The sequence below is a fragment of the Pseudomonas sp. C8002 genome (assembly GCF_013385765.1).
Lineage (GTDB): Bacteria > Pseudomonadota > Gammaproteobacteria > Pseudomonadales > Pseudomonadaceae > Aquipseudomonas.
In genome coordinates this window covers 678,312-700,235 of sequence record NZ_JACAPJ010000005.1, presented here as the reverse complement: position 1 = coordinate 700,235, position 21,924 = coordinate 678,312, and the positions used below count along the sequence as shown (strand labels likewise).

At 61.9% G+C, this 21,924-nt stretch carries 23 protein-coding genes and 1 pseudogene; 10 read left to right on the top strand and 14 right to left on the bottom strand.

The window, feature by feature from the left end; translation table 11 throughout:
* The first annotated feature begins 13 nt into the window (after positions 1 to 13).
* The 3 genes from HX814_RS09905 to HX814_RS09895 are packed head-to-tail and all read left to right on the top strand — an operon-like array spanning position 14 to position 1,955.
* Positions 14 to 1,117: a PepSY domain-containing protein gene (locus HX814_RS09905; RefSeq protein WP_003209218.1), complete on the top strand. Its 1,104-nt coding sequence runs from the start codon at positions 14 to 16 to the stop codon at positions 1,115 to 1,117.
* The gene (locus tag HX814_RS09900; protein WP_003209216.1) at positions 1,114 to 1,290 is read left to right on the top strand and encodes a hypothetical protein; all 177 of its coding nucleotides are present in this window, start codon (positions 1,114 to 1,116) and stop codon (positions 1,288 to 1,290) included. Before HX814_RS09905 ends, HX814_RS09900 begins: the two co-directional genes overlap by 4 nt.
* Before the next feature lie 35 nt (positions 1,291 to 1,325).
* Complete coding sequence (locus HX814_RS09895) at positions 1,326 to 1,955, top strand: glutathione S-transferase (RefSeq protein ID WP_003209214.1); 630 nt, start codon at positions 1,326 to 1,328, stop codon at positions 1,953 to 1,955.
* 201 nt (positions 1,956 to 2,156) lie between these two features.
* Here the strand turns inward: HX814_RS09895 and creD are convergent, their stop codons facing one another.
* From creD to HX814_RS09875, 4 genes are read right to left on the bottom strand one after another with little or no spacing between them, the layout of a single operon-like run.
* A complete protein-coding gene (creD, locus tag HX814_RS09890; protein ID WP_008434346.1) occupies positions 2,157 to 3,506 on the bottom strand; it encodes a cell envelope integrity protein CreD in 1,350 nt (449 codons plus the stop codon).
* A 52-nt stretch (positions 3,507 to 3,558) separates the two neighbouring features.
* Positions 3,559 to 4,998, bottom strand: a complete 1,440-nt coding sequence (gene creC / locus HX814_RS09885) for a two-component system sensor histidine kinase CreC (RefSeq protein WP_177008824.1) — start codon at positions 4,996 to 4,998, stop codon at positions 3,559 to 3,561.
* Positions 4,998 to 5,666: a two-component system response regulator CreB gene (creB, locus tag HX814_RS09880; protein WP_003209207.1), complete on the bottom strand. Its 669-nt coding sequence runs from the start codon at positions 5,664 to 5,666 to the stop codon at positions 4,998 to 5,000. The genes creC and creB overlap by 1 nt, the downstream gene beginning before the upstream one ends.
* 9 nt (positions 5,667 to 5,675) lie before the next feature.
* Positions 5,676 to 6,176 (bottom strand): ATP-dependent zinc protease, encoded by a 501-nt coding sequence (locus HX814_RS09875; protein ID WP_003209205.1) that lies wholly within the window; start codon positions 6,174 to 6,176, stop codon positions 5,676 to 5,678.
* 173 nt (positions 6,177 to 6,349) lie between these two features.
* Between HX814_RS09875 and HX814_RS09870 the strand changes: the two genes are divergently transcribed.
* Positions 6,350 to 7,237 carry an acyltransferase gene (locus HX814_RS09870; protein WP_087694754.1) on the top strand — a complete coding sequence of 296 codons (888 nt, stop codon included), beginning with the start codon at positions 6,350 to 6,352 and terminating at the stop codon, positions 7,235 to 7,237.
* Here the strand turns inward: HX814_RS09870 and HX814_RS09865 are convergent.
* Entirely contained in the window at positions 7,234 to 7,803 is a 570-nt protein-coding gene (locus HX814_RS09865; RefSeq protein ID WP_003209203.1) for a DUF2780 domain-containing protein, read from the bottom strand. The two genes, HX814_RS09870 and HX814_RS09865, sit on opposite strands and share 4 nt — an antisense overlap.
* 153 nt (positions 7,804 to 7,956) lie before the next feature.
* Here HX814_RS09865 and HX814_RS09860 point away from each other — a divergent pair, with 153 nt between their 5' ends.
* The 3 genes from HX814_RS09860 (at position 7,957) to HX814_RS09850 (ending at position 9,809) form a co-directional block, all read left to right on the top strand.
* Positions 7,957 to 8,592 carry a sigma-70 family RNA polymerase sigma factor gene (locus HX814_RS09860; protein WP_177008825.1) on the top strand — a complete coding sequence of 212 codons (636 nt, stop codon included), beginning with the start codon at positions 7,957 to 7,959 and terminating at the stop codon, positions 8,590 to 8,592.
* Complete coding sequence (locus HX814_RS09855; RefSeq protein ID WP_177008826.1) at positions 8,589 to 9,266, top strand: anti-sigma factor domain-containing protein; 678 nt, start codon at positions 8,589 to 8,591, stop codon at positions 9,264 to 9,266. The genes HX814_RS09860 and HX814_RS09855 overlap by 4 nt, the downstream gene beginning before the upstream one ends.
* Before the next feature lie 84 nt (positions 9,267 to 9,350).
* Entirely contained in the window at positions 9,351 to 9,809 is a 459-nt protein-coding gene (locus HX814_RS09850) for an anti-sigma factor domain-containing protein (protein WP_003209196.1), read from the top strand.
* 65 nt (positions 9,810 to 9,874) lie between these two features.
* Here the strand turns inward: HX814_RS09850 and fdhA are convergent, their stop codons facing one another.
* The 9 genes and pseudogenes from fdhA to HX814_RS09810 all read right to left on the bottom strand — a co-directional run bounded on the left by fdhA (position 9,875) and on the right by HX814_RS09810 (position 19,858).
* Complete coding sequence (gene fdhA, locus HX814_RS09845) at positions 9,875 to 11,074, bottom strand: formaldehyde dehydrogenase, glutathione-independent (protein WP_003209194.1); 1,200 nt, start codon at positions 11,072 to 11,074, stop codon at positions 9,875 to 9,877.
* Positions 11,075 to 11,268: 194 nt separating this feature from the next.
* Complete coding sequence (gene purU, locus HX814_RS09840) at positions 11,269 to 12,126, bottom strand: formyltetrahydrofolate deformylase (protein WP_003209192.1); 858 nt, start codon at positions 12,124 to 12,126, stop codon at positions 11,269 to 11,271.
* A gap of 120 nt (positions 12,127 to 12,246) precedes the next feature.
* Positions 12,247 to 12,879 (bottom strand): sarcosine oxidase subunit gamma, encoded by a 633-nt coding sequence (locus tag HX814_RS09835; RefSeq protein ID WP_102604381.1) that lies wholly within the window; start codon positions 12,877 to 12,879, stop codon positions 12,247 to 12,249.
* Between the two features lie 132 nt (positions 12,880 to 13,011).
* A complete protein-coding gene (locus HX814_RS09830) occupies positions 13,012 to 16,029 on the bottom strand; it encodes a sarcosine oxidase subunit alpha (RefSeq protein ID WP_177008827.1) in 3,018 nt (1,005 codons plus the stop codon).
* Complete coding sequence (locus tag HX814_RS09825) at positions 16,026 to 16,328, bottom strand: sarcosine oxidase subunit delta (protein ID WP_003209187.1); 303 nt, start codon at positions 16,326 to 16,328, stop codon at positions 16,026 to 16,028. The genes HX814_RS09830 and HX814_RS09825 overlap by 4 nt, the downstream gene beginning before the upstream one ends.
* A 15-nt stretch (positions 16,329 to 16,343) precedes the next feature.
* Complete coding sequence (locus tag HX814_RS09820) at positions 16,344 to 17,594, bottom strand: sarcosine oxidase subunit beta (RefSeq protein ID WP_003209185.1); 1,251 nt, start codon at positions 17,592 to 17,594, stop codon at positions 16,344 to 16,346.
* 22 nt (positions 17,595 to 17,616) lie between these two features.
* Positions 17,617 to 18,870, bottom strand: coding sequence for a serine hydroxymethyltransferase (gene glyA, locus HX814_RS09815; RefSeq protein ID WP_008434333.1), 1,254 nt, complete (start codon positions 18,868 to 18,870; stop codon positions 17,617 to 17,619).
* 154 nt (positions 18,871 to 19,024) lie between these two features.
* Positions 19,025 to 19,111 (bottom strand): annotated as a pseudogene (locus HX814_RS31475) (outer membrane lipoprotein carrier protein LolA); the annotation flags it as partial.
* An 18-nt stretch (positions 19,112 to 19,129) separates the two neighbouring features.
* Positions 19,130 to 19,858, bottom strand: coding sequence for a TraX family protein (locus HX814_RS09810; protein ID WP_177008828.1), 729 nt, complete (start codon positions 19,856 to 19,858; stop codon positions 19,130 to 19,132).
* Between the two features lie 90 nt (positions 19,859 to 19,948).
* Between HX814_RS09810 and HX814_RS09805 the strand changes: the two genes are divergently transcribed.
* The 3 genes from HX814_RS09805 to HX814_RS09795 form a co-directional block, all read left to right on the top strand.
* A complete protein-coding gene (locus HX814_RS09805) occupies positions 19,949 to 20,989 on the top strand; it encodes a low specificity L-threonine aldolase (RefSeq protein WP_177008829.1) in 1,041 nt (346 codons plus the stop codon).
* 182 nt (positions 20,990 to 21,171) lie between these two features.
* Positions 21,172 to 21,372 (top strand): hypothetical protein, encoded by a 201-nt coding sequence (locus HX814_RS09800; protein ID WP_003209176.1) that lies wholly within the window; start codon positions 21,172 to 21,174, stop codon positions 21,370 to 21,372.
* 88 nt (positions 21,373 to 21,460) lie between these two features.
* Positions 21,461 to 21,924: transposase (locus HX814_RS09795; RefSeq protein ID WP_177008830.1), on the top strand; the 464-nt coding region annotated here is incomplete at its 3' end.

Sequence of the window (21,924 nt, the reverse complement as noted above, 5' to 3'; positions counted from 1 at the left end):
TGAAGGCTAGAAAATGAAAAGCAAAACCATCCGCCGCTGGTCCTTCATCCACACCTGGACCAGCCTCGTCTGCACCGTATTCCTGCTGCTGCTCGCCCTCACCGGCCTGCCGTTGATCTTTCACCACGAGATCGACCACCTGCTGGGCAACGAACCCGAGCTGGCACAGATGCCCGCCGATACCCCACAGCTGAACCTCGAACAGCTTGTTGCCAAAGCCCAGGCCCATCGCCCCGGCGAAGCCATGCAATACCTGGCCTGGGACGAAGACGACAAGAACGGCGTGATCGCGATCATGGCCGCCACCGCCGGCACCGAACCCAATTCCTCCCACACCTTCATGCTCGACGCCCGCACCGGCGAGGCCGTGGAAACGCCTTCGGCCAACGGCGGGCTGACGATGTTCCTGCTGCGCCTGCACGTCGATATGTTCGCCGGGCTGCCGGGCAAGTTGCTGCTGGCGTTCATGGGCATTCTGTTTGTGCTGGCGATCATCTCCGGCACGGTGTTGTACCTGCCGTTCATGCGCCGGCTGAAATTCGCCACCGTGCGCCAGGACAAATCCACGCGCCTGCGCTGGCTCGACCTGCACAACCTGATCGGCGTGGTCACCCTGACCTGGGCGCTGGTAGTGGGCGTGACCGGCGTGATCAGCGCCTGCGCCGACCTGATCATCGCCGCGTGGCGCACCGACAGCCTCAGCGCAATGATCGAGCCTTACAAAAACGCCCCGCCGCTGACCCTGCGCGCCCCCGCCACCGACCTGCTGACGATTGCCGCCAAGGCCGCGCCCGGGATGGAGCCGGACTTTATCGCGTTCCCCGGCACGCGTTTCTCCAGCGAGCATCACTACGCGGTGTTCATGAAAGGCAGCACCCACCTGACTTCACACCTGCTGACGCCGGTATTGATCGACGCCAGCAACCTGCACGTCACCGCCATCGCCGAACGGCCGTGGTACATGGACGCCATGGGCATGTCCCAGCCGCTGCACTTCGGTGACTACGGCGGCATGCCGATGAAGATCCTCTGGGCGGTGCTGGATGTGCTGACCATCATCGTCCTGGGCAGTGGCGTGTACCTGTGGCTGGTGCGGCGCAAGGCGGCCAAGTCATGAAGCCGAGGCAATCGAGTTTCTGGAAGGTATTCGGCATTCCGCTGGCCATCGGGTTGTTGAGTGCTGCCGGATTGTTTGCGGCATTGCTGGGGGACGGCTTGTGGGATTCGCTGAGCTGGGTGGGGCTGGGCATTCCGGCCGCCATAGGTAGCTGGGCGTTGCTCAAGCGTTGAGATAGATTAGCGCTGCCCTTTTCCGAGGAATGCCCATGTCCACCCCCAGCATGACGTTGTTCCACAACCCTGCCTCGCCGTTTGTGCGCAAAGTACGGGTGTTGTTGCACGAGACCGGTCAACTGGACCGCGTGACCTTGCACGCCTGCGTGCCGACGCCGGTCAAGCCCGACGCCGATGTAATCCTGGACAACGCGCTGGGCAAGATCCCCGCCCTGCGCCTGGCCGACGGCAATGCGCTGCACGACAGCCGGGTGATCCTCGATTACCTCGACTACCAACACACCGGGACTCCACTGATCCCCCGGAACGGCCCGGCCCGCTGGCGGCGCCTGACCCTGGCCTCGACCGCCGACGGCATCATGGATGCCGCCGTACTGGTGCGTTATGAAACCGCCATGCGCCCCGAGGAAAAACATTGGGACCTGTGGCTGGAAGGCCAGCGCGACAAGATCCGCCGCGCCCTCGACATGCTCGAACAGGACGCCATCGCCGAACTGGCCGGGCCGTTTGACGTGGCCGCGATCAGCGTGGCGTGTGCACTGGCTTATCTGGACTTCCGCCACCCGGACATGCAGTGGCGGTCGAGCCATCCGAAGCTGGCGGCGTGGTATGCCGAGGTGAGTCAGCGGCCGTCGATGCTCCAGACCCAGCCACCGGCCTAACCTGCTGCAAGGGTTCGCTTGTGGTGAGGGAGCTTGCTCCCGCTGGAGTGCGAAGCGCTCCCAGGATTTTTGGGGCCGCTGCGCAGCCCAGCGGGAGCAAGCTCCCTCGCCACAAAAAGCTCCCGGGCTTCGGGAAACAGTGCGTTGATCCGCATCATCAACGTTGCTCCTACCTGCTGATCTTCCCGCAACCCCAACGACCTACTCATCACCCACCTCCTTGCGTTTGCCCACCCCATACCAATCCAGCTTGCGGGTCAGCACCATCACCGTGCCCAGCAACCCGAACAGCAGCAACGAGCCCATCAACAACGCGTAATCCTCGGCACTCAGCAACCCGTACAGCAAGCCATACAACGCCGCCAACCCTGCTGAAAACCCCAGGCCATGGGCGACACTGCGCAGCACATGGCAGACGTAAAACCCGATCAGCAACACACAGGCCGCCGCCGATATCAGGTAAGCCGGGCCAAACCCGATGTGCTCGGACAACGACAACAGCAGCAGGTAGAAAAACGCCAGGGCAACCCCCACCAGCGCGTACTGGATCGGGTGCACCGCCAGGCTCTTGAGCACCTCGAACAGGAAGAAACCGGCAAACGTCAGCGCAATGAACAGCAGCGCATATTTGATCGCCCGATCGCTCTTGAGGTACTGGTCCACCGGGTCGATAAAGCTCACGCCGAAGCTGCGGCTGTTGAAGTCGTCACAGCCGCGCTCGGCCAGGCAACCGCGCAGTGCTTCTTCCAGGTTGGTGGAGAAGAATGTGGTCTGCCAATTGGCGCTGAAGCCTTGGGCGGTGACCTCGCGCTGGGTCGGCAGGAAGTTGCCGATAAAGCTCGGGTGCGGCCAGTTGGACGCCAGCTTGACCTGGCTGGTCTTGCCCACCGGCACCACTTGCAGCTGCTCGGTGCCTTGCAGGCGCAGGTCAAAGGCGAAGTCAAAAGGTGACGGATTGTGGCTGTCCTGCTCGGGCAGCATCACGTGCACACCCTCCCCCAGCCAAGCCACTTGAGTGCCCGGGGAAAACGCCAGTTGCTGGCTGCCCAGCTCCAGCTTCAACGCATTTTCGATGCCGCGAATGTCGCTGATACCCACTGCCAGATACGCCGGCTCAAAGCGGTAATCGGCAAAGTTTTCCGTGATGCCCCACTGCTCCGGCAACACAAACCGCCCACTGATACGGCTGTCGGCGTGGAACAACCGCGCCTGGTAGATGCCCCGGGCGCGCACTTCGGTTTGCACCTGCCCGTCGAGGGCAAATTGCTCCGGCAGGAAATACAGATGACCACGCACCTCGCGGGTTTCTTCGTAGCGTTCGTTGAGCTTTTCATTGAGCTTCCACTCCCGGACGGTCTTGCGATAAGGCACCACCAGCACCGGGCCATTGAGGCGCTGGCTGTAGCTGGAACTGCGGGCGATATCCTGCAAGACGTCGTCGCGCAGTTGCTGACGGTCGGTAATCACCCCGTGGATCATCAGCAACGGAATCAACAACAGCACGATCAGCAGCGCGATGGCGCCCAATTTGAAAAGCAGATTGCGGTTCATGAAGCTCTCCCTGTTTTGATGGGGGAGAGTCTGGCGGGCGCTTAAGGGGGATTTATGAAGGGAATGTGGAGACTGTGTGGAGATGCAGTTTTACCTGCACGCCGCCGGGCACGTTGCCGATCTGCAATGAGCCGCCGTGCAGCTTCATCACCTCTTCGACAAAATTCAGCCCAAGGCCGGTGCTCTTGCGCCCGCTGGCCGGGCGCGGCAGGGAATAGAAGCGCTCGCTCAGGCGCGGCAACGCGTACTCGGGAATGGCGTCGGCCTGGTTGAACAGGGTGAATTCGATCCCGTCATCCAAGGCCTTGGCGCTGAACCGCAATGTGCCACCGGGCGGTGTGAAATCCAGTGCGTTTTCCAGCAGGTTACCCAGTGCCTGGCGCAGCAGGAACGGCTCGCCGTACACCTGCAGATCCGCGTCAATCGCCTGCTCGACCTGCAACCCGGCGCCTTCAATGCGCGCACATTGAGCTCTGAGCACTTCGTCCACCAGCGCCGCCAAGGACAGGCTGGCCTGGTCCTCAAGGCCCTGGCGCTGCTCCACCTGCGCCAGGTTCAGCAGGCGTTCGATCAACTGCTGCAAGCGCGCACTTTCACTGTCGATATTGCTCACGAAACGCTGCTGCTGGTCACGGGACATGTCGCCCTGCAACAGCTCCGCCGCACCACGAATCGCCGCCAGCGGGCTTTTCAATTCGTGGGTCAGGGTGTGCACATAACGTTCGACGTACGCCTTGCCTTCCAGCTGGGTGCGCATGTGTTCCACGGCGGTGGACAACTGCTCCAGTTCACCGCCGCGATAGTGCGGCAACTCGGCACGCCGGCCTTCACTCACCGCCTGGGCATACGCCGTCAGCCGGCGCAGTGCGACACTCAACCACCACGACAACAGCGCACCAAACAGCAAGCCCAGGGCGACCAGCCCGGCGCCGTACCACAGCAGCCGGTCTTCGGTGCGGTCCACATAGGGTTGCAGTGAACTGTTGGGCTTGGCCACAGTAACCACGCCGATGATCTGCCCGCTATCGCGGATCGGCGCGCCGACGTGCATCACCGACGAAGCGGGGTCATCCAGTTCGCTGCGGGTCGAGCGCGCACCGTATTCGCCGCGCAGGGTCAGGTACACATCGTTCCACTTCGAATAGTCCTCGCCCACCGCCTCGCCGGTGGAGTCCAGCAACACGATGCCCTTGGCGTCGGTGACGTAGATGCGGTGGTTGACCTGGTTTTTCGGCAGGCCCCAGATATTCGCGCCGGGCTGACGCTCACCGTAGGCCTTGAGCAGTTCGGGCCAGTGGCTCTGGCCGAGGGTGCCGTTCTTCACATCGTCGCGCAGGATTTCCGCCAGCAGGTTGGCGGTGTCCACCAGGGTTTCCTCGGTGGACTGGCGCACGCCGGGGCGGATTTCCTTCATCACGGTGCTGAGTACGAAGTAGCCGGTCAGGCCGATAAACAATGCGTACACCAGGAAGAACCGAATCCCCAGGCGCATCAGCTGTTGCCCGGGCTGTAGCTGTAGCCAAGGCCGCGATGGGTCTGGATGGGCTCCGCCTCGGGCGCCACCGCGCGCAATTTGCTGCGCACGCTTTTGATGTGGCTGTCGATATTGCGCTCGTAGCCTGCGTCCGCCGCCACGCCCACCGCATCCAGCAGTTGCTCGCGGCTGAACACGCGCTCGGGTTGCTCCAAAAGGCTGTGCAGCAGACGGAATTCATGGCGAGTGAGGCTCAGGGGCTGGCCGCGATAACTGATCTGCATGCGCTCCAGGTCCACCTGGAACACCGCCGGAGCAGCACCGGGGCCCACGCGCTTGAGAATGGCCCGTACCCGCGCTGCCACTTCCCGCGGGCTGAACGGCTTGACTACATAGTCGTCAGCGCCGATCTCAAGACCCACCACGCGGTCGATCTCACCGTCCCGGGCGCTGAGGAACATCACCGGTACTTCGCTGAAACGCCGCAGTTGCTTGCAGGTTTCGAAGCCGGTGATGTCCGGCAGGCCGATGTCGAGGATGACCAGGTCCGCCGGGGTTTGCCGCTGATGGGCCAGCGCCGCCTGGCCGAGGCTCAACCAGGTGGTGGTGAAGCCCTCGCCTTGCAGGGCGAAAATCAGCGTGTCGGCGATAGCCGCTTCGTCTTCGACAATCAGGATATGCGCCATGGTGTTCCGTCAGCAGTCCGGTTTGTCCGCAGTGTAACGGCGGGCCGGGTTTACCGCAGCGCCGAATTCACGCAGGGCCTTGGCGCCGATCAGCAGCGGGTAGTTGAAGCTGCTGCGGTCGGTGAGGTTGACCTCGACGGTGCGCTTGACGTTGCCCAGGCACATTTCCAGGTCGATCACCGGGCGCTTGGCCACGGTGGCTTCGTCCTTGTCGTCATCTTCGTCGGCGCGGCTCTTGATTTTGCTGATGCGCGAAACCTTGTGCTCGTACACCTTGTTGGTGGCGTCCTTGCCGCCGAGGCGGAAGCGTACCCAGTCGTCGCCATCACGGGTGAAGGTCTCGATGTCCCGGGCCGACAGCGAGGCGGTCAGCGCGCCGGTGTCCATCTTGGCCTTGAAGGTCTCACCGATTTCCGGCAGTTGGATGTATTCGTAGCGACCGTAAAGGGTCGGCTCGGCGGCCATGACAGGCAAGGCCACCAGCGTTAGCAGGGCAAGGATGGATTTCACGTAGGAGGTTTCCTTGAAATAAGTGGGCCAATTCTAGACTGCAAATTCGCTGCTTAGTTAGATCACAGAGCATACCCAGCCCGCTGTGAAACATTCGTAAGCTTATTTGCGATTTGGTCTCCAGGCCCAAGCTGCTTATCATGGCGGGCCAAAAATGATTCCAAGAGTTACTTATGCGCCGCCTGCTCACCGGCTGTTTCGTCACATTGCTGCTGTTGCTCAACACCCTGGTGCTGTTCGGGCCGCTGATGGTGTTTGCCCTGCTCAAGCTGGTGGCCCCCGGTCGCTTTCGTGACTATGCCTCCTGGGCCGTCATGTGGATCGCCGAAACCTGGGCCGAGATCGACAAGCTGATCTTCGCCCTGTGCATCCCCACCCAATGGGACATTCGCGGCGGCGGCGACCTGCGGGGTGACACTTCTTACCTGGTGATCAGCAACCATCAATCCTGGGTCGACATCCCCGCACTGATCCAGGCCCTCAACCGGCGCACGCCGTTCTTCAAGTTCTTCCTGAAAAAGGAACTGATCTGGGTACCCTTCCTGGGCCTGGCCTGGTGGGCACTCGATTATCCGTTCATGAAGCGCTACAGCAAGGCATTCCTGGCCAAACACCCTGAACTGGCAGGCCAGGACCTGAAGATCACCAAAGAGGCCTGCGAGTTGTTCAAGCGCCAGCCGGTCACCGTGGTGAATTACCTGGAAGGCACGCGGTTCACCCCGGCCAAGCGCAAACAGCAGGCTTCACCCTTCGAGCGCCTGCTCAAGCCCAAGGCGGGTGGCGTGGCGTTCGTGCTCGCGGCGTTGGGTGAACAGCTGGATGCGGTGCTCGACGTCACCGTGGTTTATCCACAGGAAAACATTCCGGGCTTCTGGGACTTGATCAGTGGTGCGGTGCCGAAGGTGATCGTGGATATCCGTACCCGAGAGCTGGATCCGGCGTTGTGGCAGGGGGATTACGAGAACGATCCGGCGTTTCGCCAGACCGTCCAGAACTGGGTCAACCAGCTCTGGAGGGAGAAGGATGCGCGCATCGCCCAACTGCGCGCGGAGCGGCCTTAGCCGCCAGTGCCCCAGGCCGAAGCCAGTTTGCCCAGCACCGATTCGCTGGCGCCCTGGCCGCCCAGGTATTTCAGGATAACCGGCGCAAACTGGCCAACCATCCCACTGTCCATGCCCAGCGCGCTGAACGCGGTGTTCAGGTCGTTGGTGTTCTTCACGTTACCCAACACGCCGTCCAGGCCCGAGGTCTTGCTGCCGCCGCTCTGGCCGAGCATGCCGCTCAGGGCGCCGAGGCTGCCCAGGGAGTTGCTGCCGGAGAGCTTGTCCAGGCCCGGTACGCTTTTGGTCAGTTGCGAGTAATCACCGCCGCCCAATTTATTCTTGGCCAGGCCCAGCATTGCGCCGGTACCACCAACGGCCTGCTCAGGGGTCACGTTCAATTGCGAGGTCAGTGCCTGCAGCAGACCAGCGGTCTGTGAAGTGGGTGCAGCCGCTGCTGCCTTGTCGCCACCTTGTGCACCGGACACGGCATTGGCCACGTCGCCGAGGCTGAAACCTGCCGCAAATACCGGGCTGGCCGCCACGGTCAACAGGCAGGACAGGGCAAAACCGCGTGAAATCTTCATCAAGACAACCTCTGAAAGTAAGCGCAAAAAGCAGGAGTTTGACTGGGTACGCCGAAGGATTGTTCCCTCCCTGCAGATTAGTTCAGAAAACCACTGCATCCGATGCGCCTTGCGCTGCGTATATCCACCACGAGCCGCACGGAGGTAGATGGAATGAATGCCCAAGCTGGACTAACCTCAGCCTGCCCTCTTTACCGTGCGCCGTCCCATCGCCCTGTTGCAAGCGCCTGGAGAAGCCCTATTTCGACCCACGATGCAGATCAGCTACGGCAATTGCTGGCCCAGTGTTCACTGGGTAATCGCCAGGCGTTCGAAACGCTCTATCGCAGCGTTTCCCCGCGTTTGCATGGTGTTGCCTTGCGTTTCATGGGTCGCAAGGAGCTGGCCGAGGAGGTGTTGCAGGAAAGCTTCGTGCGCATCTGGTACAACGCCTCACGCTATGAGGCCCATCTGTCGGCGCCCATGACCTGGATGGTCAATATCACCCGCAACCTGGCGATCGACCAGTTGCGCAAACACCGCGAACAACCCTTGAACGAAGGCCAGGAGGACGCCACGGCCGACGAAAGCCCCAGCGCCCATGAACAGCTCGACAGCGAGCGTGAAGCCCTCGCCCTGAACCGCTGCCTCGACAGCCTCGAAGGCATGCAGCGTCAATCGATCACCGTGGCTTACTTCCAGGGCTTGTCGTGCTCGGAATTGGCCGAACATCTGGCCGCGCCCCTGGGCTCGGTCAAATCCTGGATTCGCCGCGGCATGGAGCGCTTGCGCAGGTGCCTTGAATCATGAACTACCAGACCACCGCCCTGCGCCGCGCCCTGGCGGCTGACTACGCCATCGGGCTGATGCCTGCCACCGCCCGCCGGCGCTTTGAAGCGCTGCTGCGGGATGACGCGGCGCTGCGCGTCGAACTCGGGCACTGGCAGGATGCCCTCGCCAGCCTCACCGGGCCGCTGCCTGAACGGCCGGTGCCGGACCACGTATGGGAAGGGATCAAGGCGCGCATTGAGCCGCAAGTGCTGCATATGCCGGCGAAGAAACCGTTCTGGATGAACCTGCGCTTGCTGGTAGCGGCGTGCGGGGTGGTGATCGCGGTGTTGGTGGGCGTGTTGTACCAGCGCGACCTTGGGGTGGAGTACAACGCCACGCTGGTGGCGGCCAATCAACAGCCCGCGCTGAAGATCCAGGCCTATGCGGATCATCTGCAAGTGGAACCGCTGACCCTGGCGACTGTGGAGCCGGCCCGCGCGTTGGAACTGTGGGCAATCCCGGCGGGCGGCAAACCCATCTCCCTGGGGTTGTTGCCGGTGTCGGGTAACGGCCGAATCCAGTTGAGCAAAGAACACCAGGCGCTGCTGACGGCGCCGCTGACCCTGGCAGTGAGCCTTGAGCCTCAGGGGGGCTCGCCGACCGGACAACCCACCGGGCCGGTGCTGTATCAGGGCCAATTGGCATCACTCTGATCCGAGGCTCAATACGACGGATGAGGAACCGATCGCCGTTAACTGGGTCCATGAAAGACTACAAAACATGTCAGGAAGAGCCTAATGACTGCGATCAACCCCCAAGTGATTGAGCACAAGCCTTCATTCTGGAACCGCCCACGCCTGTTCGTCGGCGCCTGTTTGGTGATAGTGGCAGGCGTCGGCGGCGCCCTCTACACCCAGGACAGCGTCAAGGCTGCCGCATTGCTGGTGAACACCACCCAGCAACCGGCCACGCAAATCGTGGCCCACAAGGATTACCTCGAAGTGCAGCCGATTGCCGCCACCGCACCGGCTCCGGATCAAAGCCTGGAACTGTGGGCCGTCCCGGCTGACGGCACGCCAGTGTCGCTGGGCCTGCTGCCGGAAGACGGCAAAGGCATTATCGGCATCAACCCTCGCCAGCAGGAGTCGATCAGCAAGCCGGTGACACTGATGGTCAGCTCGGAAACCAAGGGCGGCTCGGTGAGCAAGCAGCCAACGGGGCCAACGGTGTATCAGGGGGCTTTGGCGATTCGCTGATTCTCCCACCCAACCGCAGATGCAAAAAAGGCGACCCTGAGGTCGCCTTTTTATTTGCCCGCGATTTAAGCCGCGCTGAACAACTTGTGCGGATCAATCACAAACTTCTTCGGCACGCCCGCATCGAACTCGCCGTACCCGCGTGGCGCGTCATCCAGGCTGATGACTTCCACACCGACGATGTCGGCAATGTTGATACGGTCCCACATGATCGCCTGCATCAACTGGCGGTTGTACTTCATCACTGGGGTTTGCCCGGTGTGGAAGCTGTGGGACTTGGCCCAGCCCAGGCCGAAACGAATGCTCAGGCTGCCCATTTTTGCAGCGGCATCCACGGCACCCGGGTCTTCTGTCACGTACAGGCCCGGAATACCGATTTTGCCAGCCACCCGCACCACGCCCATCAACGAGTTGAGCACGGTGGCCGGAGCCTCCGCCTTGGCCCCTTCATGACCATGGCCACGCGCTTCGAAACCCACGGCATCGACGGCGCAATCCACTTCCGGCTCGCCCAGCAACGCAGCGATCTGTTCGTGCAGCGGGGTGTCTTTCGACAGGTCGGCAATTTCAAAACCCTGGGCCTTGGCGTGGGCCAGGCGGATCGGGTTGACGTCACCGATGATCACCACCGCAGCGCCCAGCAGGCGAGCGGAAGCGGCAGCCGCCAGGCCTACCGGACCGGCACCGGCGATGTAGACCGTGCTGCCCGGGCCAACGCCCGCAGTGACTGCGCCGTGGTAGCCGGTGGGCAGGATGTCGGAGAGGCAAGTCAGGTCGCGGATTTTCTCCATGGCCTTGTCGCGGTCCGGCAGTTTCAACAGGTTGAAGTCGGCGTAAGGCACCAGCACGTATTCGGCCTGGCCGCCAGTCCAGTCGCCCATGTCGACATAGCCGTAGGCGCCACCGGCACGGGCCGGGTTGACGGTCAGGCACACGCCGGTGTGCTGCTCCTTGCAGGAACGGCAACGGCCGCATGCGACGTTGAACGGCACCGACACCAGGTCGCCGATCTTCAGGTTCTCGACGTCGCTGCCCTTCTCGATCACTTCGCCGGTGATTTCGTGGCCCAAGACCAGGCCGGTCTGGGCAGTGGTGCGGCCGCGCACCATGTGTTGGTCGGAGCCGCAGATGTTGGTGGAGACCACGCGCAGGATGACGCCGTGCTCAATCTTCCTGCCACGGGGGTCCTGCATTTTGGGATAGTCGATTTTCTGTACTTCGACCTTGCCGTTGCCGAGATACACGACACCACGATTACCAGACATGCTTTCACCTCGCTGTTGTTTTTATGGAACCGCGTTGCCCAGGCAGGCAGCGCGTTTAAGTGCTCGGGTACAGATGCTGTTTTTGCGTTGTTAGTAAGGGCCTCTTCGCGAGCAAGCCCGCTCCCACAGTTGACCGAGTCCTACCTTTGAAATGCGGTCGAATGTGGGAGCGGGCTTGCTCGCGAAGGCGTCCATCAGAGCACCACTGTCCGATTGGCGTTCAAGAACACCCGCCGCTCAATGTGATACCCCACGGCCCGGGCCAGGGTCAGGCCTTCGATATCCCGTCCCTTGGCAATCAAATCTTCCGGATAGTGACTGTGGTCCACCACCTCCACGCCCTGGGCGATGATCGGGCCTTCGTCCAAATCGTTATTGATGTAATGCGCAGTGGCGCCCACCAGTTTCACCCCCTTGTTGTAGGCCTGGTGATACGGCTTGGCGCCCTTGAAACCGGGCAGCAGGGAGTGGTGGATGTTGATGGCTTTACCGTCAAGCTTGCGGCACAGCTCCGGCGACAGCACTTGCATGTAGCGCGCAAGAATCACCAGCTCGGCGCCGGATTCCTCGATCACCTGCCACACCTGGCGCTCCTGCGACGGCTTGTCGTTGGGGTCCAGGGGAAAGTGGTAATAGGGAATCTGGTGCCAGTCGGCCAGGGGCTTGAGGTCCGGGTGGTTGGAGACTACGGCGACCACGTCCATCGACAGTTGGCCGATGCGCTGGCGGTAGAGCAAATCGTTGAGGCAGTGATCGGCCTTGGAGACCATGATCACCACTTTCGGCCGGTAGTTCGGCGCGGTCAGTTCGAAGATCATGCCGAAGGCTTCGCCACGGGTGGCCAGGCCATCGCGGAAGGCTTGTTCGTCGAAACCATCGGGCTGGCGGAACTCCACGCGGATGAAGAACCGGCCCGAGAGCCGGTCATCGAAGGAGTGGTGCTCAGTGACGTAGCAGCCCTGCTCGAACAGGTAGCGAGTGACCGCGTCCACCGTGCCGAGCACGCTGGGGCAGTCGGCGGTCAAAATCCATGTATCGGGTACGCGGCTCATTATTCGTGACTCCTTGATCGTTCCCACGCTCTGCGTGGGAACGCCGCAATGGACGCTCTGCGTCCGCTCTTGGGACGCGGAGCGTCCCGGGATGCATTCCCACGCGGAGCGTGGGAACGATCAGGCCTGGACGCTTAAACCATACTCAGCCGCCGCATCCTGCAACCACAGCCACCAGTAATCCGAGAAGCTGCGACGAATCACCAGCTCCCAGGTGTCTTCAGCAGTATGGCGAATCACCAATTGCGACTTGGCAAACACCGTGCCCACCGCCTTGCCCACCGGGAAGCTGTTGGGGTGCACGTCGTAGCTGGTGGATTTCATCAGCACATCGCGCACGTTGGGGCCGCTGAGTTCGAGAATCTGCTGGCCGCCGCTGACGTTGACGACCTGGATATGCAAATCACCCAGCGCCTCACGCAAGCTTTTCTCGGCGGCGAATTCCTCACCGCCTGGCACTACCAGCAACCACTCATCCGGACCGAGCCATTGCAGGCTGGTCTCACCCTTGACGATGACTTGCAGGGCACCGGGCAATTCGATACCCAAGGCTTTGTGCACACCGGCGGCGAAGGCTGCGTCATGGCCATCGCCACGAATGGTCAGGTGGCCCAGCAGTTTCTTTTCACGCACGGTCACGCCGGCGTTCTTGCGGCCCTTGCCTACCAGGCTGGCGAGGTCGGCATGGTGCAGCGACGACTCGGCCTTGGCTCCGGAGGTGGGGCGTTGTTGGTAAACATTGGCTGCTGTCATAAAGCACCTGTGTTGAATTTGATCGTTCCCACGCTCTGCGTGGGAATGCCGCCATGGACGCTCTGCGTCCGCTCTTGGGGCGCAGAGCGCCCCGGGATGCATTCCCACGCGGAGCGTGGGAACGATCAGGTGTCAGATGTTCTGACGATCGCCTTTAGGATCAAAGAACACCGAAGAAACAATCTCCGCCTCGATCACGCTGCCATCCGCCAGCGGTGCAAACACCCGCTCGCCGATGCGCTTCAAGCCGCCCTTCACCACGCCCATGGCAAACGAATAACCGAGGGAGTTATGGGCATAACTGGAGGTGACGTGGCCGACCATCTTCATCGGGATCGTCTGCTTGGCGTCGAACACCAACTGCGCGCCTTCCGGCAGCCACACGTTCGGGTCGATCGGCTTCAGTCCGACAAGCTGCTTGCGGTCTTCACGCACGCAATCCTCGCGATTCATCCCGCGCCAGCCGAGCCACGAGAACGGTTTGGTGCGGCCTACACACCAGCCCATGTTCAGGTCGTCCGGGGTCATCGAGCCGTCGGTATCCTGGCCAACGATGATGAAACCCTTCTCGGCCCGCAGCACGTGCATGGTCTCGGTACCGTACGGGGTCAGGTTGTACTTTTTGCCGGCCTCGACGATTTTCTCGAGCACGCCCATGGCGTAGTCGGCCTGCACGTTGACTTCGTACGACAGCTCACCGGTAAACGAAATCCGGAACACCCGCGCCGGCACGCCGCCAACCAGGCCTTCTTTCCAGGTCATGAACGGGAAGCCGTCCTTGTCCAGGTCGATGTCGGTGACTTCGCTCAGCAGCTTGCGGCTGTTGGGGCCGGACAAGGTCATGGTTGCCCAGTGGTCGGTGACCGAGGTGAAGTACACCTTGAGGTCCGGCCATTCGGTCTGCTGGTAGATTTCCAGCCACTGGAGTACGCGTGCTGCGCCGCCGGTGGTGGTGGTCATCAGGAAGTGGTTGTCGGCGAGGCAGGCAGTCACGCCGTCGTCGAAGACCATGCCGTCTTCCTTGCACATCAGGCCGTAGCGGGCCTTGCCCACGTCGAGCTTGGTCCAGGCGTTGCTGTAGATGCGGTTGAGGAACTCGCGGGCATCCGGGCCCTGGATGTCGATCTTGCCGAGGGTGGACGCGTCCAGCAGGCCGACGCTGTCACGCACGGCCAGGCATTCGCGCTTCACTGCGGCGTGCAGGTCTTCACCGTTGCGCGGGAAATACCATGGGCGTTTCCACTGGCCGACGTCCTCAAACTCGGCGCCGTTTTTCACGTGCCAGGCTTGCAGCGCGGTGTAGCGCACCGGCTCGAAGATGTGCCCACAGTGCCGGCCTGCTACCGCGCCGAAGGTCACCGGCGTGTAGTTGGGACGGAACATGGTGGTGCCCATCTGCGGGATGGTCACGTTCAGCGAACGGGCCGCGATGGCCAGGCCGTTGACGTTGCCGAGCTTGCCCTGGTCAGTGCCGAATCCCAGTGCGGTGTAGCGCTTGACGTGCTCCACCGACTCGAAACCCTCGCGGGTGGCGAGTTCGATGGCGGCCGCGGTGACGTCGTTCTGCAGGTCGACAAATTGCTTCGGCGCCCGTGCGGTAGCTTTCTCGTGAGGTACCTGGAACAGCGCCAGGGTCGGTTCTTCCAGACGGCTCAAGGCTTTGGGCAGCGTACCTTCCACCGGCGCAAACCCGGCTTCGCTGGCAGCGCGCACGCCACCTTCAAAACCGTCGGCCAGGGAATCGCCGAGGCCGTAGACGCCATTGATGCCACCGACGCACACGCGTTTCTGCGGTGCTTCGCCCGGTACAAAACCGAGGATGTCTTCACGCCAGGTCGGCTTGCCGCCCAGGTGCGAGGCCAGGTGGACCACCGGGCTGTAGCCGCCGGAGCTGGCGACCAGGTCGCACTCCAGCCACTCGCCGGGGCTGGTGACTTTATGAGCTTTGACATCGATGGCCGCAACACGGGCGCCAGTGACGTGCTTGCTGCCACGGGCCTCGATCACGGCGCTGCCGGTGAGGATGCGAATGCCTTTGGCACGCGCCTCTTCAACCAGCGCGCCCCGTGGGTTGTGGCGGGCATCGGCTACGGCGACAACGCTGAGGCCGGCGTCGAACCAGTCCAGCGCCACGCGGTAGGCGTGATCGTTGTTGGTGGACAGCACCAGCTTCTTGCCCGGTGCCACGCCGTAGCGACGCACGTAAGTGGAGACCGCTCCCGCCAGCATGTTGCCCGGTACGTCGTTGTTGCCGTACACCAGCGGACGCTCGCACGCACCGGTGGCCAACACCACGCGCTTGGCGCGAACCCGGTGGATACGCTGACGCACCTGGCCGATCGGCGCACGGTCACCGAGGTGGTCGGTGAGGCGTTCGTGAATGGTCAGGAAGTTATGGTCGTGGTAACCGTTGACGGTGGCGCGAGGCAGCAGCACCACGTCCGGCAGGGCCTTGAGTTCAGCAATCACACTGGCAACCCACTCGGCCGCAGGCTTGCCATCGAGGCTTTCGCGGGAGTCCAGCAAGGAGCCGCCGAACTCTTCCTGCTCGTCCGCGATGATCACCCGGGCGCCACTGCGGGCGGCGGCCAACGCAGCCGCCAGGCCGGCAGGGCCCGCGCCCACAATCAGCACGTCGCAATGACGGTTCATGTAGTCGTAGGTGTCCGGATCGTTCTCGGTCGGCGAGCGGCCAAGACCGGCTGCCTTACGGATGTACTTCTCGTAAGTCATCCAGAACGATTGCGGGTACATGAAGGTTTTGTAGTAGAAACCCGGCGGCATCAGCTTGCCGCCGACCTTGCCGAGAATGCCCATCATGTCGTTGTTCACGCTCGGCCAGCCGTTGGTGCTGGTGGCGACCAAACCCTGGTACAGCGCCTGTTGCGTGGCGCGCACGTTGGGGATTTGCGTGGCTTCGGTCGCGCCGATCTGCAGCACCGCGTTCGGCTCTTCGGCACCGGCGGCGAAGATGCCGCGCGGGCGGGAATACTTGAAGCTGCGACCGATGATGTCGACGCCGTTGGCCAGCAGCGCAGCGGCCAATGTGTCGCCTTCAAAGCCTTTGTAGCTCTGGCCGTTGAAGGTGAAGCTCAGGGCTTTGTTGCGGTCGATCCGGCCACCGTTGGACAGGCGATTGATCTGGCTCATACCTTCTCTCCAGAAGCCTTGGCGGTGAATTGCGGCTTGGTGCCTATCTTGTAGGTTTCAAGAATTTCGTAGGTCACGGTGTCGCGGGTCGCGTTGAAATACTGGCGGCAACCGGCAGCGTGAATCCACAGTTCGTGGTGCAGGCCGCGCGGGTTGTCGCGGAAGAACATGTAGTCGCCCCACTCCTCGTCGGTGCAGGTGTTCGGGTCCAGTGGGCGCGGGATGTGCGCTTGGCCGGAGGCGTGGAATTCCTCTTCGGAGCGCAGTTCGCCACAGTGAGGACAGAAGATATGCAACATAGGGAATTTCTCCTGTTAGTGGGCGACGGCCGCAGCGCCGTGTTCGTCGATCAGCGCGCCGTTGTGGAAACGGTCGATGGAGAATGGAGCTGCCAATGGGTGCATTTCACCCTTGGCCAGGCTGGCGGCAAATACGTTGCCTGAGCCTGGAGTCGCTTTAAAACCACCGGTGCCCCAACCGCAGTTGAAGAACATGTTCGGGACCGGGGTCTTGGAGATGATCGGGCAGGCATCCGGCGTGGTGTCGACGATGCCGCCCCACTGGCGGTTCATGCGCACGCGGGACAGCACCGGGAACATCTCTACGATGGCCTGGATGGTGTGCTCGATCACCGGGTACGAGCCGCGCTGGCCATAGCCGTTGTAGCCGTCGATACCGGCGCCGATCACCAGGTCGCCCTTGTCGGACTGGCTGATGTAACCGTGCACGGCGTTGGACATGATCACGCTGTCGATGATGGGTTTGATCGGCTCCGACACCAGTGCTTGCAGCGGGTGGGATTCGATCGGCAGGCGGAAGCCCGCCAGGGATGCCATGTGGCCGGAGTTACCGGCGGTCACTACGCCGACGCGCTTGGCGCCGATGAAACCCTTGTTGGTTTCCACGCCGATGCACACGCCGTTTTCCTTGCGAAAACCGATGACTTCGGTCTGCTGGATCAGGTCCACGCCCAGTGCGTCAGCGGCGCGGGCAAAGCCCCAGGCCACGGCATCGTGACGGGCAACGCCGCCGCGACGTTGCACGGTGGCGCCCATTACCGGGTAGCGAGTGTTCTTGGAGCAGTCGAGGTACGGGATCTCGTCGGCCACTTGTTTGGCGTTAAGCAGCTCGCCGTCCACACCGTTGAGGCGGTTGGCGCTGACGCGACGCTCGGAGTCACGGATGTCCTGCAGGGTGTGGCACAGGTTGTAGACGCCACGCTGGGAGAACATCACGTTGTAGTTCAAATCCTGGGACAAACCTTCCCAGAGTTTCATCGCGTGTTCGTACAGGTGCGCCGACTCGTCCCACAGGTAGTTGGACCGCACGATGGTGGTGTTGCGCGCGGTGTTACCGCCGCCCAGCCAGCCTTTCTCGACCACCGCCACGTTGGTGATGCCGTGCTCCTTGGCCAGGTAGTAAGCCGTCGCCAGACCATGCCCGCCGCCGCCGACGATGACCACGTCGTAGACCTTTTTCGGGGTGGGCGTGCGCCACATCTTCTGCCAGTTTTCGTGGTGGCTGAGTGAGTGCTTGAAGAGGCCGAAGCCCGAGTAGCGTTGCATAGTCATTACTCCAAAACCGCGCTCAGCGATAAACCGGGAAATCAGCGCACAGGGCGGCCACATGCTTGGCGACGTTGGCCTCCACATCGGCGTCGCCGAGGTTGTCGAGGATGTCGCAGATCCAGCCGGCCAACTCCAGGCATTGGGTCACTTTGAAGCCGCGTGTGGTCACCGCCGGCGTGCCGATACGCAGGCCCGAGGTCACGAACGGCGACTGCGGGTCGTTGGGCACGGCGTTCTTGTTGACGGTGATGTGAGCGCGACCGAGGGCGGCGTCCGCATCTTTGCCGGTGAGGCCCTGACGGATCAGGCTGACCAGGAACAGGTGGTTATCGGTGCCGCCGGACACTACATCGTAGCCGCGTTTGATAAACACGCCGGCCATGGCCTGGGCGTTGTCGATCACTTGCTGTTGATAGGCCTTGAAACCTGGTTCCTGGGCTTCCTTGAAGCACACCGCCTTGCCGGCGATCACGTGCATCAGCGGGCCGCCCTGGGCGCCCGGGAATACCGCAGAGTTGAGTTTCTTTTCAATTTCTTCGTTGGACTTGGCCAGGATCAACCCGCCACGTGGACCGCGCAGGGTCTTGTGGGTGGTGGTGGTGACCACATCGGCGTAGGGCAGCGGGTTCGGGTACAGACCGGCGGCCACCAGGCCGGCGACGTGGGCCATGTCGACGAACAGCAGCGCACCGACCTTGTCGGCGATCTGGCGAAAGCGCGGGAAATCCAGGGTCTTGGAGTAGGCGGAAAAACCCGCCACGATCATCTTCGGCTTGTGCTCCACGGCCAGGCGCTCGACTTCGTCGTAGTCGATCAGCCCGGTGTTGGTGTCGATGCCGTATTGCACCGCGTTGTACAGCTTGCCCGAGGACGACACTTTGGCGCCGTGGGTCAGGTGGCCGCCGTGGGCCAGGCTCATGCCGAGGATGGTGTCGCCGGCGTTCAACAGCGCCAGGTACACCGCACTGTTGGCGGACGAACCGGAGTGCGGCTGCACGTTGGCATAGTCGGCGCCGAACAGTTGCTTGGCGCGCTCGATGGCCAGCACTTCAACCTTGTCCACATGTTCGCAGCCGCCGTAGTAACGCTTGCCCGGGTATCCTTCGGCGTACTTGTTGGTGAGGCCGCTGCCCTGGGCTTCCATGACACGCTTGCTGGTGTAGTTCTCTGACGCGATCAGCTCGATATGATCTTCCTGGCGCTGCTCCTCGGCATTCATGGCCGCCAGCAGTGCATCGTCATAACCCTGGATCTGGTCTTGCTTGCTGAACATCGCGTCTCTCCCAGCGGCGGCGGTGCGCCAATCGTATTGTTGGGGCCGCCGCACGACGGAGGGGCCCTTTGATGCGATGGTAGGGCTGGCGCAGAGAGGTCAAATGCCTATGGACGCCACGCAAAGGTGCGTTTACGACATGGCCCCCGGCATTTGTAGGAGCGAGCTTGCTCGCGAAAAACCTGAGGGCGCCGCGCGCATCCAGACAGCCCTCGTAATCGTTGACGTTTTTCGCGAGCAAGCTCGCTCCTACAAGGGGTTAGGCGATGATCTTTCGAAGGAGTAGCAGCAGCAGGAAATGCGCCGGATAAAGCGCATACGCCCAGCGCCGCATGGCCGGTGGCGATACCTGCCCGGCATGTCGCAACAAGACCAATCCGGCCAGCGGCGCAATCAGGCATGTCGCCAATCCCAGCATCGCCACCAGCGTGCCGCTATTGAGCAGGATCTGCCATTGATTGGCAGCCAGGCACACCACACCCGGCAGCACGCTGAAGTACCACGGCCGGCGAAACACCAGCAGCATCGCCAACGGCAGCAGCACACCAAAAAACCCGAACATCAACTGAGCCGAAAACAACCCCGCCAAAACCAGCGCGATCAACGCCAATCCTCGATCAATAACCGTCTTCTGCTGCCATCCCCGGGCAACCAGCAAACCCAGCGCCAGGGTCGGCAGTACGTTCAGCGTGTCGGCGTCGTCGATGAACATCCGGTACGGCACCTCACTGATCACACTGAACAGCAGCAACCAGCCCAGATAGCGCCATTGCCCCGTCACCGGCGCGCCCTTGACCCGATGCAAATTCGCCGCAACCGCCAGGCAAAACCACGGGAACGCCAGGCGGCCCGGCACATACAGCCCGTCCAGGCTCAAACCGACATACCGCAGGTGGTCCAGCACCATACTCAGCAGCGCCAGCCACTTGAGCAGGTCCAGGGCGCCATCGCGGACGCGGCTTACAGGAACGCTTTCAGAACCGTGCATAATTCCCCAATGACTTTGCATTAACAGTGCGTGCGCCCGCCCGACAATCTTGGGTAAAGTGCGCACCAACATCGACCACAGGACTGGGCCATGACCGACAAGAGCCAACAATTCGCCAGCGACAACTATTCCGGCATCTGCCCGGAAGCCTGGGCCGCCATGGAACTCGCCAACCAGGGCCATCAACGCGCCTATGGCGATGATGAATGGACCCACCGCGCCGCCGACGGTTTCCGCAAACTGTTCGAAACCGACTGCGAAGTGTTCTTCGCCTTCAACGGTACCGCAGCCAACTCCCTGGCGCTGTCCTCCTTGTGCCAGAGCTACCATAGCGTGATCTGCTCGGAAACCGCCCACGTCGAAACCGACGAATGCGGCGCGCCGGAGTTTTTCTCCAACGGCTCCAAGCTGCTCACTGCCCGCACCGAAAACGGCAAGCTGACCCCGGAGTCGATCCGCGAGATCGCCCTCAAGCGCCAGGACATTCACTACCCGAAACCCCGCGTCGTGACCCTGACCCAGGCCACCGAAGTCGGCAGCGTCTACACCCCGGAAGAAATCCGCGCCATCAGCGCCACCTGCAAGGAACTGGGGCTGAACCTGCACATGGACGGCGCACGGTTCTCCAACGCCTGCGCATTCCTCGGCTGCTCGCCGGCCGACCTGACCTGGAAAGCCGGGGTCGACGTGCTGTGCTTTGGTGGCACCAAGAACGGCATGGCCGTGGGTGAAGCGATCCTGTTCTTCAACCACAAGCTGGCCGAAGACTTCGACTACCGCTGCAAACAAGCCGGGCAGCTTGCCTCAAAGATGCGCTTCCTCTCCGCCCCGTGGGTGGGCCTGCTGGAAAACGACGCCTGGCTCAAACACGCCCGCCACGCCAACCACTGTGCACAATTGCTCAGCAGCCTGGTGGCGGATATCCCGGGTGTGGAGTTGATGTTCCCGGTGCAGGCCAACGGCGTGTTCCTGCAACTGTCGGAACCGGCAATTGCCGCGCTGACGGCCAAGGGCTGGCGCTTCTACACCTTCATCGGTAAAGGCGGCGCGCGGTTCATGTGCGCGTGGGATACCGAGGAAGAGCGTGTAAGAGAATTAGCCGCAGATATTCGGGAAGTGATGAGCGCCTGAAGTAGGCATCAGCGCCTCAGATAATGGCGAAAGGCCTAGACTGTTTTTTGATATTTCTGACAGCAACAAACTCCGTTTTCATTGACTAGCCTCTTGGAACCCGGAAGGAAAAGGCCGCCTTTCGGGACTAACCGCCAGCCGAATAATCGGCCGGAAACGGAAATCCAGCAGAGGGCAATACCATGGAAGCGCAACGCTACGGAAACAACTTGCTAGGCGAAGGCACTATCAGCACCACCGTCATCGACTGGGACGAATTCAGAAAATCCGCGAAAATCGGTGACACCATCAGCGAACCGACGAGGACATTGCGGATCACTGACAAGGTCTATGAACTGACAGCATCCGGCCAGCACTTCGTCGTGCATATCTATGCCCAATAACCTCTAACTGATCGTTCCCACGCTCTGCGTGGGAACGCCTCCCCGGACGCTCCGCGTCCAGGCCACACCACGGTTCAAGGACGAATTGATGGGCAGAAGCCGCTACACCATTACCGAACCTGAAAAACCACACTTCCTGACATGCACTGTCATGGAATGGACACCGCTATTTACCCGCGACTACCTTGTCGGCCACCTATTGAGTTGCTGGCGATATCAACAAACCCACGAACATTTCAATCTCTACGGCTACGTCGTTCTCGAAAACCATCTGCACTTCGTCGCTCAAGCACCTGACCTGGGTAAATGTGTCAGCCAGTTCAAATCCTTCACCGCTCGAACCATCATTGACGACCTGCAGAAACGAGGAGCGGAGCGAGTGTTGCAGCGTTTGCGTTTCAGCAAACGGGCGCATAAAACGGACCGGATTTATCAGCTATGGCAAGAGGGGTCACACGCCGAGTTGGTGTACAGCGAAGCGGTGATGCGCCAAAAGCTTGATTACATTCACCACAACCCTGTGAAGCGTGGTTATGTGGACTTGGCCGAGCA